We start from the raw sequence: 14505 nt of genomic DNA, 5'->3' as shown, positions 1-14505 counted from the left end.
CAATAAGCGTATGAGCATCAAACAGCTTTCGGAAACCTTGATCAACCAGATCGCCGCTGGTGAAGTGATCGAGCGCCCCGCCAGTGCCGCCAAGGAATTGATCGAAAACGCCATCGATGCCGGGGCAAGCCGCATTGAGATCGCCACGGCGGGTGGCGGCAAGGCCCTGTTGCGCATCACCGACAATGGGTGCGGTATGGATGGGCAGGATCTGGCGCTGGCGGTTCGCCGTCATTGCACCTCCAAGCTCAATGATTCGTTGATGGACATCAAGAGCCTCGGCTTTCGCGGCGAGGCGCTGCCCTCCATCGGCTCGGTAGCGCGCCTGACCATTGCCAGCCGCAGAGCAGACAGCGCCAGTGCTTTTCAGATCGCGGTGGAAGGCGGCAAGGTTGGAGAGGTGCGCCCCGCACCCGGCAATCCCGGCACGGTTGTTGAGGTGCGTGACCTGTTTTTCGCCACGCCAGCCCGGCTGAAATTTCTGAAAACCGAAAGGGCTGAGGCCGCTGCGATTACCGAAATGGTCAAGCGCATGGCCATCGCCTTTCCGAAGATCCGTTTTGTCCTGTCCGGCTCCGACCGCTCGACCCTGGAATTGCCATCGACCGGCGACGATCATCTCGCCCGAATTGCCCAGGTTCTCGGCCCCGATTTCCGGGATAATGCCATTGCGCTCGACGCTGAGCGAGAGGACGTGCATCTGGGCGGCTTTGCTGGTGTGCCGACTTTCAACCGTGGCAATTCCGCCCATCAATATGCCTTCGTCAATGGCCGTCCGGTGCAGGACAAGCTGATCCTGTCGGCCATTCGCGGCGCCTATGCCGAAACCGTGCCGCATGGCCGCTATCCGGTGGCAGTGCTGGCGCTGACGGTCGATTCGGCTCTGGTGGATGTCAATGTCCATCCGGCCAAGTCGGATGTGCGGTTTCGTGATCCCGGCCTGGTGCGTGGCCTGATCGTCGGGGCGATCCGTCAGGCCTTGGCGCGCGAAGGCGACCGGTCATCGACGGCAGGGGCCGGGGCCATGCTGCGGGCCTTTCGCCCTGGCTCGGACGGTGGTTTTTCCGAGGGTACGAATGGGGCTGCGGGTAACACCTATACGCCAACCTATCATGCACGCCCGCCGCAGCCTTCTTCATGGAGCGTCGATACATCCCCCCATAGGCCGCTTGATGGTGGTCAGAACCGGTTTGACGGTCTGGCGCTGCCGGCGGCTCGGGCGGATGGGCATGTCTCGCCCTCGCAGATCTCCGAGCCGGTGGCGATGGCGATGGAAAGTGGCTCGTTTCGCCTTGGCGCGGCGCGGGCGCAGGTTCACGCCAATTATATCGTCGCCCAGACGCAGGACGGCCTGGTGATCGTCGATCAGCATGCCGCCCATGAGCGTCTGGTGTTTGAGGATATGCGCAAGGCGCTATCGGGTCGCAGATTGCCCAGCCAGGGCCTGCTCATTCCCGAAATCATCGGCCTGCCGGAAGAAGACTGCGACCGGCTGATGGATCATGCCGAAAACCTCGACCGGCTGGGCCTTGCTATCGAGCGGTTCGGGCCGGGAGCGATTGCGGTGCGCGAAACGCCTGCCATGCTGGGCGAAGTGGATGTGCCGGGACTTGTCCGGCAATTGGCCGATGAAATTGCCGAATGGGAAACGGCGGGCAGCCTGTTTGCCCGGCTGGAGCATGTGGCCGCCACCATGGCCTGCCACGGGTCGGTGCGCTCCGGTCGGCTGCTGCGGGTCGAGGAAATGAATGCGCTGCTGCGAAAAATGGAGGAAACGCCCGGTTCCGGCCAATGCAATCACGGGCGTCCAACTTATATTGAGCTGAAACTGTCGGATATCGAGCGGCTGTTCGGTCGCAGTTGAAGGTTGATTGCAAGGGCAGTTTGTGTGCATTTATAGGCGGCATGCTACTGCCGGTTTGGCACGCAACGGCAAGCAGTACAAAACGACAAGAACAAGAAGAGAGTTAGGACCACTCCATGAATCGCTTCGAAAGCCGTGGAAATCGCGAGGCCACGGTGAAATATCTGGATGCGGATTTCCAGATTACCTTTCCCGGCTCCTACGTGGTCTGCGCCATCACCGGCCGGCCGATCACCATCGATGAGCTGAAATACTGGAGCGTCGACCGCCAGGAAGCCTATGTCGATGCGGCGGCCTCGCTCGAAGCGGAAAAGCGCACCGGCAACCTGCCAAACCAGAAGCGGTAAGCGGCCCGACCCGGTGCGCGGGCAATGCGGCTTGCGCTACCGAGACCTGCGAAACCGATCCCGCGCCTGGTCGATCACCCGTGCTGGCACAGCCGGGTCATCAAAGATCATCTCGATCTCAATCACGCTGGATTTGGCCAGCAGTTCCTCTGCCCGGTCTTGTCGCGCGCTACGCAGACTTGCACGCCCCCGACTTGAACCCCGTAGCCGGGCCTGATCCTTGGCGGTCGTCACTAGCAGAAGATCGTTGGCCTCAGCCTCTTCGATCAGCTCGGCAATTGCCGCAGCGGACAAGGGCTGGTGATCGCCAAACCCTCTGGCCACGACGATGTCTCCACCCATTTCACGCAGGGTGCGGTAGAATTTTTCCGGATCGGCAATGCCTGCATAGGCCAGCAGGCGCTGACCCCTGAGGTTTGGGCCGGGCAGGGGTTGAAGCTGCGCGGTCAATACCGGCTTGCCCATGCGTGCGGCCCGCCGCACCAGCGGAATGGCGGCATCGCCCTTGCCGACCACCAGCAGCATGTCCAGCTTTTGAAACTGGATTGCCAGCGGCGCCCGCAATGGCCCGGCGGGAAAGACGAAACCGTTGCCGTCGCCTTTGTAACTGTCGGTCACCACCACGGCGCAGTCAATGCGGATCTGTGCGCTTTGAAATCCGTCATCCATGATGATCAGGTCGATGCCTTGGCGCTCCAGTTCCCTGGCCCCTTCGCGGCGGCGCGCTGCAACCACTGTCGGCGCCACCGAGGCCAGGAGCAGCGGTTCGTCGCCGACATCATTGGCGGTGTGGTGGCCCGGATCGACCAAAGTCGGGCGGCGGACCGATCCACCATAGCCACGGCTGAGAAAGCCGGGCTTCAGGCCCATGGCAAGGGCGGCCTTGGCCAGAGCCAGGGCCGTTGGCGTCTTGCCAGCGCCGCCAAGCGTGACATTGCCGATACAGATCACCGGTACCGCGGGACCATAGGCTGACGACCCGCGCATGCGCCGGGCGGCAATTCGGCCATAGAGGAAAGACAGTGGCCAAAGCGCCAGGGCAGGAAAGCCGGCTTTTTTCCACCAGTCGGTCTTTTGCCACCAAAAAGAGGGTGCAAGCAGCTTCATCGGCTGCCCCTCAACCCAGGACCTGTTCAAGTTCGGTAATGTCGTTCAGGCAGAAATCGCTACCCGCTTCCAGCGTCAGGCGTGATCCGGTGCCGGTCAGCACGGCGATGGAAAGCCCGGCTCCGGCATTGCGGCCCATCAACAGGTCGTGATTATTGTCGCCGACCACTGCCACATGGGCGGGAGCAAGGCCTGTTGCCTGGCAAAAGCCATGCACCATGCCTGGCTCCGGCTTGCAGCCGAACCCGCTATCGTAACCCGCAATAAAATCCACATGCGGCTCAAGCCCGAACCGCTGGACGATGGCGCGGATCGAGCGCTCATTGTCAGAGGAAGCGATGCCGATCTTCAGGCCGCGTGCCTTGAGCTTGGCAAACAGCGCGCCAAGATCGGTCACCGGCACGGACAGCTCGGCGGCATTGGCGAAAATCGCATCCAGCGCTTCGGTGAGATAATCGGCATCGAAGGGTGAGCCCGCCTTGGCCAGTCCCTCGGCGATCTCGCGGGCATTGCCCGCTGCCAACAGACTGTCGGGAACCACATAGCCGCTTTCGGGGTCCATGCCGCAGGCGCCGAGCAATTGATCGGCCAGCGTCTGGTCGCCATCGGCGGCCATCAGCGCCAGTTGCTGGTTCACCGGCGCCCAGCTGGCGTCGTAATCCAGCAGCGTGCCGTCCTTGTCGAACAGGATGCCGCGAATTTCAGGGGCCGATCGGGCAAGATCATCGGTCACAATGCCGCTTCCTGTCATTCGCCCGCTGCCGTCTTCGGTTCGAGGCGCGCCTTGACGGTCAAGGGATTGATGTAGGGTTCCATCGCCTTGATGGTCGCCGTCAGCGCGCCGCGCATGTCCTGCACGGCTTCCATGCCGGAATCGGACATTTTATGGCGTGCCAGGTGGTTGTTCATCAGGAAATGCACGGCCTTCGCCAGGGTTTCGGCATCGCGCACCACGCGGGCGGCGCCATGGCGCACCAGACGCTGGTAGCTTTCGCGGAAATTCTCCACATGCGGGCCGCTCAGCACCGCGCAGCCCAGCACGGCAGGCTCCATCGGATTGCCGCCGCCGCCTTCCTTCATCATGGAGCGACCGACGAAGGCGATATCCGTCAGCCGCAGATAAAGGCCCATTTCGCCAATTGTATCGCCCAGAAACACATCGGTCTGCGGCGTGATCGGATCGTTGCGGCTGCGGCGGGCAACCGTCAGCCCCTGCTCGATCATCATTGCCTCGATGGCATCGGCCCGTTCCGGATGGCGCGGAACAACGATGCTGAGCTGGCCCATATGAGCTTTCAGGGCGCGGTGGACCATGGCGGCGATCTTTTCCTCGCCCTCGGCGGTGGAAATTGCCGCCCAGGTCTTGCGATGGCCAATCTGTCGCTCATAGCTCGACAAAAGATCGCTGTCGCAGGGTGGGGCGTCCGTGTCTACCTTGATATTGCCGGAGACGCTGACCGGCCAGGCGCCGAGATCGCGGAACCGTTCGGCATCGACTTCCGATTGCGCCACCACCATGGCAAGCTTGGAAAATAGCGAGGACGCCACATTGGGATGGCGCTGCCAGCGGGCAAAGGAGCGGTCGGAAATTCGGGCATTGACCAGGATCTGCGGGATCTGCCGGTCATGCAGGTCTTGAAGCATGGTCGGCCAGATCTCCGATTCCACGCCGATCATCATGTCCGGCTGCCAATAATCGAGAAACCGGCGCACGGCGGGCAGGGCATCGATTGGCACATATTGGTGGATGACGCCGTCCTGAAGACGGTCACCGGCAATCTGGGCAGAGGTCGTCGTGCCTGTGGTCAGGAGAACATTGATCTCGCAGCGACGCAGTTCCCGCATCAGGGCCGTCACTGCCATCATCTCGCCGACGCTGGCGGCATGAACCCAGACCAGCGGCCCGCGCGGCCGGTTGGCGGCGGCATAGCCGACCCGTTCCAGCCGCCGGGAGCGATCTTCCTTGCCCTTGGCGGCGCGAATGGACAGGAACAATCCTGCACACGGAAAGGCGACGATCCCTGCCCAGCGATAGGCGGTCAGTGCGATGCGTGCCAATGCGCTCATCCTTCTCCAACCCTAAATACGCCAGAGGGTCATGGCTGCGAGGCCGCGATCCGTCAATCAGGCGTGTTTTTATCCGCAAACCGTCATGGTCCGCGGGCGGCACCAAATGTCAGTCAAGTCTACGCTTCATCCGAAGCGCCATGGAAGATGACGCTTCGAGCCTTGGTATTATTGTTCGCCAGGGGTCAGCAGGCGATGCATATGCACAATGAAATACCGCATATGGGCATTGTCGACTGTCTGCTGCGCTTTGCTTTTCCATGCGGAAAGTGCGGTTGCATAATCAGGGAAGATCCCGACGATGTCCAATTCCTCAAGGTTACGGAATTGAACCTCGGCCAGATTGCTCAGCTCTCCGCCGAACACCAGATGCAGAAGCTGTTTCCTGTCGTTTTTCTCGGTCATCTCATCTTTCCCATCATCATTCTCCCGCAGATGTCATCTGCTTGATTTTTACAGCAAGGTCAACCGCCGCCGCCCGCCTGCCATGCCCAGCATGGGGTTGTTCATTCTACATCTTATCGGCCCTTGTCCGATGCAGTCTCCGGTCCTGCCGAAAAGGCGGCCAGCAGTTCCGGCAGGACGGCGTTCGATCCGGCCAGAAGATGGCCATGGCGCACCTGCGGCCGGTTGTAGAGCAGCGGCTTGCCGTGGATATCGGTCAGCGCCCCGCCGGCCCGTTCAAGAATGAGGTCGGCAGCGGCCAGGTCCCAGTCATGGGAGTTTTTCATCACCAGCGTCGCATCGATCCGCCCATCTGCCACCAGCGCCAGCCGATAGGCGAGCGAAGGAATATGGGCGACCCGTTCCAGCCGCTCGCGCACACCGTCCCTGAAGGCCTTGAGCAATTCGGCAGGCGTCGCCACCCGCAGGCTTTGATGGGGCAGGCGGTTGGCAACGGCGATCGTTTTGCCGTTCAAACTTGCTTGCCCATCGGCGGTCGCCAGAAAGGTTTCGCCAAGCGCAGGGGCGACCAGGGCGGCCGCCACCGGGCGGCCACGATGCACGACCGCGACGGACACACACCAGGTCTTTTCACCGGCCAGGAAGGCGCGGGTGCCATCGATCGGGTCGATGACGAAGACGATGTCGCGGCTTAGCCGGCTTTCATCGTCGTCATTTTCCTCCGAAAGCCAGCCATAAGAAGGGCGTGCGCCGCGCAGGAGCTTTTCCAGCAGGCTGTTGGCAGCATAATCCGCCGCGCTGACCGGTGATTGGCCCTCGTTTTTCCACCAGACATCCGGGTCGGCCCCGAAATAGGCAAGCGCCACCTCGCCAGCCTGCCGCGCTGCCTCGGCAATGAGGTCGAGATCGGCTTGAAGATCTGGCATTTGGCTTGTGCTGCTCACCCTTTACGGTCCTTGTCGATGTGGTTATTTCCCTGCAATCGTCAGGCCTTCGATGGCAAGGGTCGGAGCCGCGACGCCGAATTTGCGGTCGATGTCATTGGCTGGCGTCATCGCCATGAACATGTGCTTCAGGTTGGAAGCAATCGTCACTTCCGACACCGGATAGGTCAGTTCGCCATTCTCGATCCAGAAACCGGAGGCCCCTCGGCTGTAATCGCCGGTGATCATGTCAACCCCATGGCCGATCATGTCGGTAATGTAAAATCCACTGGAAATACCTGATATCAGCGCTTCCGGCGTGATGTCGCCCGGCTCCAGCGCCAGATTGGAGGAGGAGGGCGAGACGGAGGTGCCACCGCGCGCGCCGCGGCCATTGGTTTTCAAGCCCAGTTCGCGCGCCGCCGACGTCGACAGGAACCAATGGCGCAAAACGCCGTCCTCGATCATCGTCAGAGGCTTGCCCATCACCCCTTCGCCATCGAAGGGACGCGAGGACGAGCCGCGCACCCGGGTCGGATCGTCGGTGATATCAAGGCCGGATTTCAGCACCTGCTGGCCCATCCGGTCACGCAGGAAAGACGTTTTGCGGGCCACCGCCGCACCATTGATGGCGCCAGCGATATGGCCGACAAAGCCGCGTGCGACGCGCGGATCAAGCACAACCGTCAGGTTCTTGGCGGTATCGGCCTTGCGCGGATTGATCCGGCGCACCGTGCGCTCGCCTGCGCGCCTGCCAATCTCTTCAGGACTGTCCAGCTCGGCGAAATAGAGGCGGCTGTCATAATCGTGGTCGCGCTCCATCGACGTGCCTTCGCCAGCGATTACCCCGGTCGAGCGGGAAAAGCGCGAGGCCTGGTAGTGGCCGGAAAAGCCGTGCGAGGTGACGAGGACCAAGCCGCCCATGCCCGCCGATGCACTGGCTCCCAGCGAATTACTGACGCCTTTGACGGCAAGAGCTGCCTCTTCCATGGCAAGGGCCGCATCGCGCAGCGCATCGCTCGACACTTCGGTCGGGTCGTAAAGTTGCAGATCCGGATAGGTCCGGGCCAGATCCTCTTCATCGGCAAGGCCGGTATACGGGTCTTCCGGCGAAACCCTCGCCATGGCAACGGCGCGTTCGGCCAGCGCCGTCAGGTCAAAGCCCGGATTGGCCGAGACGGACGCGACGCGGTTGCCGATAAACACCCGTAGCGAAAAATCGTCGCTTTCCGAGGATTCGGTCTGTTCGACCTTGCCCAGCCGCACGCTGACCGAATGGGCGCGGGAGCGCACCACGACGGCGTCAGCCCGCTCGGCTCCGGCCTTGCGGGCCAGATCGACCAGTTGGTGGGCGCGCGACAAAAGATGTTCGGGAGAATTTTCAGATGACATGGCTTGGCCTTTCTCGTCACTTCCATTTACTGCATAATTCCGTAAACCGGAATCGGTTTGAGGAGAAAATTATGCAGCAGGGATAAAGTGCTATAGCGACCTGTTTGCACTCGATAGGGTGCGATGAGGTCGCTATAGTTTGCATTCCCTTCCGCATCAAGGGCAGATCAGTCGAACCCTGCTCTGGAAGGCTTGCACCGGAAAGGCTGAGCATGAGCACCGCACCCACCCTGTTGTTTACCGAGGCTCTCGTACTTTTGGGCGGCGCCGTGGTCGCCGCACCGATTTTCCGCAAGCTCGGCCTTGGCACGGTGCTCGGCTATCTGGCGGCAGGCGCCGTCATCGGTCCTGTCGCCCATGTCATTACCGGGGCGGAGGAAATCCTTTCTGTTGCCGAGCTTGGCATCGTCTTTCTGCTGTTCGTCATCGGGCTGGAGTTGAAACCCTCGACCCTGTGGAAAATGCGGGCCGATATTTTTGGTCTGGGCACCGCCCAGGTGATGTTGGGCGGAGCGCTGCTGACGGGCGTGGCGCTGGTGTTTGACCTTCTTGACTGGCGCGGCGCGGTGATTGCCGGTTTTGGCCTGTCGCTGTCCTCTACCGCTTTTGCGTTGCAGATCCTCAATGATCGCAGTGACCTCAACAGCCAATACGGCCAGCGTACCTTTTCCGTCCTGCTCTTCCAGGACCTGGCGATCGTGCCGCTGCTGGCGCTGATTTCCATTCTCGGTGCCCAGGCGGCGCCTGCGCCCAGCTCGTTATGGATCGATATCGGCGTTGCCGTCACCGCGACGCTGGCGATGATCCTGGCCGGGCGCTATTTGCTCAATCCGCTGTTCCAGGTCATGGCCCGCACCGGCGCCCGCGAGGTGATGATTGCCGCCGCCCTGTTCATCGTGCTCGGATCGGCCATGCTGATGCAGGCGGTTGGCCTTTCCATGGCCATGGGGGCCTTTCTGGCCGGTGTCATGCTGGCCGAATCCTCTTATCGCCATGAATTGGAAGCCGATATCGAGCCGTTTCGCGGCATTCTCCAGGCCCTGTTTTTCATGGCGGTGGGCCTGTCCGTCCAGTTCAACGTGATTTTTGCCAATCTCTGGCTGTTGGCCGTCGCCGTGCCGGTGGTGATGTTGATCAAGGGGATCAGCATTTACGCTCTATGCCGGCTGGCCGGGTCCCGCCATGATGATGCCATTCGCATTGCCGCCATCCTGCCGCAGGGCGGTGAATTCGGTTTCGTGCTGTTTACCACCGCCGTCTCGGCGGGGGTGTTTTCCAGCGCCACGTCGTCGCTGCTGATTTCCATCGTCACGCTCACCATGGCGCTGACGCCGGTGGTCGCGGCGCTCTCCTCCCGGCTTCTGTCGCGCGATCAGCATGAGGAGCTGGATGAGGATTTTGACGGTGCCGGTTCGGATGTGTTGATGATCGGCTTTTCGCGTTTTGGCCAGATCGCCGCCCAGGTGTTGTTGGCCAGCGGCCGGGACGTGACGATTATCGACGATTCCGCCGACCGTATCCGTCAGGCCGCCTCCTTCGGGTTCCGTATTTATTTCGGCGATGGCACGCGGCTGGACATGTTGCGGGCCGCTGGCATCGAAAAGGCCAAGGTGGTGGCGGTCTGCACCCAGAAGCGCGAAGTCACCGACCGGATCGTAGACCTGGTCGCCTCCGAATTTCCCCAGGCGCGGCTGTTCGTGCGCTCCTATGACCGTGTTCACAGCCTGTGGCTGCGGGCGCGCAATGTCGAATATGAACTGCGCGAAACGGTGGAATCAGGCTTGAAATTCGGGCGCAAGACCATTGAGGCGCTGGGTGTCGATGAGGACATGGCCGAGGCCATCGAGGCCGATATCCGTCGCCGGGACGATGAGCGCCTGCGCATTCAGGCAGTAGAAGGCATCAAGGGCGGCGCCCACATGCTGTATAACAGACCTGTCCAGCCGGAACCGCTGATCAAACCCAAACGGGGACATGAGACCGAGAAAGATCAGGAAAAAGACAGGGATACGGCTGCTTAGAGTTTGCCTTAGGAAAACTGGAACCGGGTTTTCCCGGAAAGGCAGACTCTAGCGCTGAGCGAGAAGCGCAAATTGCGCTTCCAAGGCCCGCTTGACCTCGTCTTTGACAGGGGCGGACACCTCGAAGATCTGCTTGGCCTTCATGAAATCCATCACGCCGAAACCATTGACCGGCGGGCGCAGGAAAATGGCTGGTGGGCCAAGCTTGAGTTTCAGGGCGAGATGCGATTGCATCATCAGCTGAGAGGCGCCGAACAGGCTGTCAATGCGGTTCGGGATATCGTCCACTCCGACCGGGCCGCCGACGATGTCGATGCCGATGACGATATCGGCAAGGCCCATCAGATGTTCATAAGGGACGGGATTGAAGATGCCGCCATCGATCATCAGCCGCCCGTTCAACATGACAGGCATGAACAGGGCGGGAATGGCAGCGGAAGCAGCCAGCGCCTGATAAAGATCGCCGTCTTCGCTGACCTGTTCGCAATGGCCGTAATAATCGGTGGAGATCACTTTCAGCGGAATGCCAAGGCCGGAAAAATCATCGGGAATCCGGGATGGCAAGAAGGCGCGCAGAATACGCTCCAGATTGAACTGTCCGAGCCGGAACCCGCCGATGGCATGGCGCATGGTCGGCGGGCGCAGGCCCCAGATCCGCTTGAAGACTTCATTGCGCTTGCCGACGGTTTCCAGCGCATGGTCACGCATTTCGGCTGCCGACATGCCCGCAGCCTTGCCGGCCCCGATAATGGCACCGATGGAGGAACCGGCAATCGCCACAGGCTCGATCCCCATTTCCTCAAGGGCTTCCAGCACATGAATATGGGCAAGGCCCCGCGCACCGCCAGCCCCCAACGCCACGGCAACCGTTGGCGTGCTGGGTCCTACCTCAACGAGGGATTTATGGGATTGGACATCCTGCGGCATGATTTCAAACGGACCTTTTGGAGCATGTCCAACAAAAGCATCGATTGGCTTTCCGTCAGATATGCAAGAAAAATGCGAGAAAGCAGCCCGAAGCGTCCTGTGAAATCGGAGACTGCTTTTCTCTGACAAACTCTATATCGCAGCGGATTTAAGAAATCGCGCTGCCGTTTCAACCCGGTCTATAGGCAAAGAATGAAATTCTTGTATCGCCGAAGATCCGCTCTTCCAGTAGAGCGAAGGCTTCGGGCGCCTGGACCAGGACATCGGCGCGCTCTTCCAGTAGAGCCAAAGCTCCGGGCACCAGCCAACCGCCCTGGTGGGCAGCGGCAAAGGCCTTTTCGCCGAGGCCTTTGCCATAGGGCGGATCGGCAAACAGCAGATGGAAGGGTTCCATCGTGCTGACCGAACCGAGGTCGGTGGCATCGCGTCGCAGGATCTTGGCGCGGCCATGCAGGCCAAGATTGTCGATATTTTCCCACAGCAGGCCACGGCCTTCGACACTATTTTCGACAAACAGCGCCGAACGGCAACCGCGCGACAGGGCTTCCAGCCCGATGGCGCCAGTGCCGGCAAACAGGTCGAGAACCCGCGTGCCATCAAGACATTCGGGATGGGCGTGCATCAGGATGTTGAACAGGCTTTCGCGTGTCCGGTCGATGGTCGGCCGGATGGCGTCGGTCTTGGGCGCGGCAAGGCTACGCCCCCGAAATTCTCCACCAACAATCCGCATGTCGGCTTACCTCTTGCCCCGGGGGCCGCCGGATGGGCCGGAAGAAGGACCGCGCGATGGGCCGCGACCCGCACCTGGCCGATCTCCACCGGACTTTCCACCCGGCTTGCCGCCGAAGGAAGGCTTGCCGCCAGGCTTACCGCCAAAGGCGGGCTTTCCACCGGAAGACGGCTTGCCGCCGAATGAGGATTTGCCCGCCGGTTTTCCGCCAAACGATGGTTTCCCACCAAAGGACGGCTTATCGCCAGAGGCAGAACGGGATTTTGGCCGTCCGTCATAAGGCCGGTCGCCGGTTGGCCGTTCGGCTCTTTCTCCGGTGGGGCGGCCGGAATAGGGGCGATCACTGCGGGCCGGAGCCGCGCTGCGATCTGGTCTTTCGCCCCGCTCCGGACGATCTCCACGTGCGGGCCATTGGCCCCGCGATGGACGATCGCTTGGCGCTGCACGCTCGCCACGTGCTGGCCGATCACCATATGCAGGTTTGTCACCATATGCAGGCCGGGCACCACGATCTGCGCCATCCCGCTTGGCGCCGAAATCGCGCTTGCCGCCAAAGCCTTCGCCATCGCGTCCGCCACGTCCGGCTGGTTTGCTGTCTGGGCCTTCAGCGCGAATCCATTCGCCTTCGGCATCGCGGGCGCGGCTGACCTTGACGCGCAAATCTTTATCGTCGCTGCCGGCATAATGCCCACGATCCGGGTCGTGACGCGAAAGGCTCTTGGTGGGCGCACCATCCATGGTGCGGCCATAACGCTTGGTCTGCGGCGCCCCATCCGGGCGCGACCGTGGCCCGCTTTTGCGAGCTTCGTCGCTTGCCGCCTTCTTTTCAGACACCGGACGAGCGCCCGGCGCCATCCAGACATTGGCGGTGCGGCTCTGGCCAAGCGGCATGCGCTTTGGCTTGCCATCGCGGCTGGCATCGTCGCCATCACGCCCGGCAGCAGGTTTTCCCTTGAAGCCAGGCTTGCTGCCAAATCCGGGTTTGCTGCCAAAGGCAGGCTTTGCGCCGTCGCGGCGGGTGTCGAGCCGGCTGAGTGCCTTTTCGCGGGCGTCCTCACGGTTGTCGAAGCCGCGCGGCTTGGGTGCCCGTGTTTCCTTCTTCCAATTGCCTTCCTCGGCTTTCGCCTTGGCTTTCGGCGCGGGAGCATCGTCTTCCTCGGCAGGTGCGTTGGAATAGAGCGGCGCGTCGAAATTGGCCTTGGATTCCTCGATCAGGCGCGGACCGAACTGATCGCGCAACATGCGGCCACGCACTTCCTGCACCTGGGATTCCGGCAGGTCGCCCAACTGGAACGGACCATAGGAAATGCGAATCAGCCGGTTGACCTCAAGGCCAAGCGCGCCGAGCACATTCTTGATTTCCCGGTTCTTGCCTTCGCGCAAGCCCATGGTGATCCAGACATTATGGCCTTGGCTGCGGTCCAGAACCGCGTCGATGGCACCGTAGAGCACGCCGTCAACGGCGATGCCGTCCTTCAGCGTATCCAGCTTGGCCTGGTCGATTTCGCCATAGGCGCGCACGCGGTAGCGGCGCAGCCAGCCGGTGGTCGGCAGTTCCAGCACCCGCGCCAAGCCGCCGTCATTGGTCAACAGCAGCAGGCCTTCGGTATTGATATCGAGCCGGCCAATCGACATCACCCGAGGCAATTCCTCCGGCAGGTTGTCGAAGACGGTCGGGCGGCCCTCCGGGTCGGAATTGGTGGTCACCAGGCCGGATGGCTTGTGATAGAGCCAGAGCCGGGTGCGCTCGATGCCGCGAATGGCCTCGCCATCCACTTCGATCCTGTCGGCCAGGGTGGCGTTCAGCACCGGGCTGTCCAGCACCTTGCCATTGACGGCCACACGGCCTTCCATGATCATGCGTTCCACGTCACGGCGCGAAGCGATACCGGCGCGGGCCAGCAGCTTGGAAATCCGCTCGGGCTTCAGCGTGTCCTCGCTGCCTGTCTTGGCAGCAGGTGCTGCGCTCTTGCGCGGTGCCGCATCAGGTTTGGGGCGCGGTCCCGCATCAGGTTTTTGGCGCGGTGCCGCATCCGATTTGGCACGCGGTGCCGCATCGGACTTTGCGCCAAAGCTTTTCTGGGCACCAAAGCTTTTCGGGCCGGATTTGCCGGGTTTATCGGCAGATGTCTTGAAGGGGCGGCCTGCGGGTTTGCTGCCCGGCCGCTTGAACTTTTCTTTATCGGTCATTTTTTGCTTGCCTGTCGTTTGCTGTGTCCTATCAGTTCGCGAAGGCTTGGTTAAGTGGAAAGTTCACCCATCATGACGCCGACAATCCGTTTCATGGATGTTGCCCTGGAAGAGGCCCGCCTGGCTGGCGCGCGCGGCGAGGTGCCAATTGGCGCCGTGCTGGTCAAGGACGGCGTCATTTTGGCCCGGGCTGGCAATGAAACCCGCGCCTTGCAGGATGTCACGGCCCATGCGGAAATCCTGGCGATCCGCCGCGCCTGCGCCATTCTGGAGGACGAACGGCTGGCGGGCGCCGATCTCTATGTGACGCTGGAACCCTGTACGATGTGCGCGGCGGCAATTTCCTTTGCCCGCATCCGCCGACTTTATTATGGGGCACCCGATGAAAAGGGCGGGGGCGTCGATCATGGTGCGCGTTTTTACAGCCAGCCCACCTGCCATCACGCGCCGGATGTCTATGCCGCAATCGGCGAGACCGAGGCTGCCGCTCTGCTGAAGGATTTTTTCACCGCCAAGCGATGACGGAAATATT

At 61.6% G+C, this 14505-nt stretch carries 13 protein-coding genes; 4 read left to right on the top strand and 9 right to left on the bottom strand.

The annotated features are described in order from the left end of the window. The first annotated feature begins 10 nt into the window (after nt 1-10). Nucleotides 11-1864, top strand: coding sequence for a DNA mismatch repair endonuclease MutL (gene mutL, locus V6582_RS07020; RefSeq protein WP_156634598.1), 1854 nt, complete (start codon nt 11-13; stop codon nt 1862-1864). Nucleotides 1865-1980: 116 nt separating this feature from the next. After that, complete coding sequence (locus V6582_RS07015; protein WP_156634597.1) at nt 1981-2211, top strand: DUF2093 domain-containing protein; 231 nt, start codon at nt 1981-1983, stop codon at nt 2209-2211. Between the two features lie 36 nt (nt 2212-2247). On the opposite strand, the gene lpxK is transcribed toward V6582_RS07015, so the two are convergent. The 6 genes from lpxK to V6582_RS06985 form a co-directional block, all read right to left on the bottom strand. Further along, nucleotides 2248-3318 carry a tetraacyldisaccharide 4'-kinase gene (gene lpxK, locus V6582_RS07010; protein ID WP_156634596.1) on the bottom strand — a complete coding sequence of 357 codons (1071 nt, stop codon included), beginning with the start codon at nt 3316-3318 and terminating at the stop codon, nt 2248-2250. 10 nt (nt 3319-3328) lie between these two features. Next, entirely contained in the window at nt 3329-4069 is a 741-nt protein-coding gene (locus tag V6582_RS07005) for an HAD family hydrolase (protein ID WP_156634595.1), read from the bottom strand. After that, entirely contained in the window at nt 4066-5385 is a 1320-nt protein-coding gene (waaA, locus tag V6582_RS07000; protein ID WP_156634594.1) for a lipid IV(A) 3-deoxy-D-manno-octulosonic acid transferase, read from the bottom strand. The genes V6582_RS07005 and waaA overlap by 4 nt, the downstream gene beginning before the upstream one ends. 168 nt (nt 5386-5553) lie before the next feature. Further along, nucleotides 5554-5790 (bottom strand): DUF4170 domain-containing protein, encoded by a 237-nt coding sequence (locus V6582_RS06995; RefSeq protein WP_070151784.1) that lies wholly within the window; start codon nt 5788-5790, stop codon nt 5554-5556. 113 nt (nt 5791-5903) lie between these two features. Further along, nucleotides 5904-6716: a 3'(2'),5'-bisphosphate nucleotidase CysQ gene (locus V6582_RS06990; protein ID WP_156634593.1), complete on the bottom strand. Its 813-nt coding sequence runs from the start codon at nt 6714-6716 to the stop codon at nt 5904-5906. Between the two features lie 42 nt (nt 6717-6758). Then, nucleotides 6759-8105 (bottom strand): TldD/PmbA family protein, encoded by a 1347-nt coding sequence (locus V6582_RS06985; protein WP_156634592.1) that lies wholly within the window; start codon nt 8103-8105, stop codon nt 6759-6761. Nucleotides 8106-8317: 212 nt separating this feature from the next. Between V6582_RS06985 and V6582_RS06980 the strand changes: the two genes are divergently transcribed. Continuing rightward, nucleotides 8318-10126 (top strand): monovalent cation:proton antiporter-2 (CPA2) family protein, encoded by a 1809-nt coding sequence (locus V6582_RS06980; protein ID WP_156634591.1) that lies wholly within the window; start codon nt 8318-8320, stop codon nt 10124-10126. A 48-nt stretch (nt 10127-10174) separates the two neighbouring features. On the opposite strand, the gene V6582_RS06975 is transcribed toward V6582_RS06980, so the two are convergent. The 3 genes from V6582_RS06975 to V6582_RS06965 all read right to left on the bottom strand — a co-directional run bounded on the left by V6582_RS06975 (nt 10175) and on the right by V6582_RS06965 (nt 13973). Beyond that, complete coding sequence (locus tag V6582_RS06975) at nt 10175-11053, bottom strand: patatin-like phospholipase family protein (RefSeq protein WP_071202464.1); 879 nt, start codon at nt 11051-11053, stop codon at nt 10175-10177. A 169-nt stretch (nt 11054-11222) separates the two neighbouring features. Then, complete coding sequence (gene rsmD / locus V6582_RS06970) at nt 11223-11783, bottom strand: 16S rRNA (guanine(966)-N(2))-methyltransferase RsmD (RefSeq protein ID WP_156548521.1); 561 nt, start codon at nt 11781-11783, stop codon at nt 11223-11225. A 6-nt stretch (nt 11784-11789) separates the two neighbouring features. Beyond that, nucleotides 11790-13973, bottom strand: a complete 2184-nt coding sequence (locus V6582_RS06965) for a pseudouridine synthase (protein WP_349508939.1) — start codon at nt 13971-13973, stop codon at nt 11790-11792. A gap of 72 nt (nt 13974-14045) precedes the next feature. Between V6582_RS06965 and V6582_RS06960 the strand changes: the two genes are divergently transcribed. Further along, nucleotides 14046-14495, top strand: a complete 450-nt coding sequence (locus V6582_RS06960) for a nucleoside deaminase (protein ID WP_156634589.1) — start codon at nt 14046-14048, stop codon at nt 14493-14495. The last annotated feature ends 10 nt before the right edge of the window (nt 14496-14505 follow it).

It is taken from the genome of Agrobacterium vitis, from assembly GCF_037039395.1.
Lineage (GTDB): Bacteria > Pseudomonadota > Alphaproteobacteria > Rhizobiales > Rhizobiaceae > Allorhizobium > Allorhizobium vitis_E.
The sequence above is the reverse complement of the archived record's forward strand: the minus strand, read 5'-3'. Positions and strand labels throughout refer to the sequence as shown.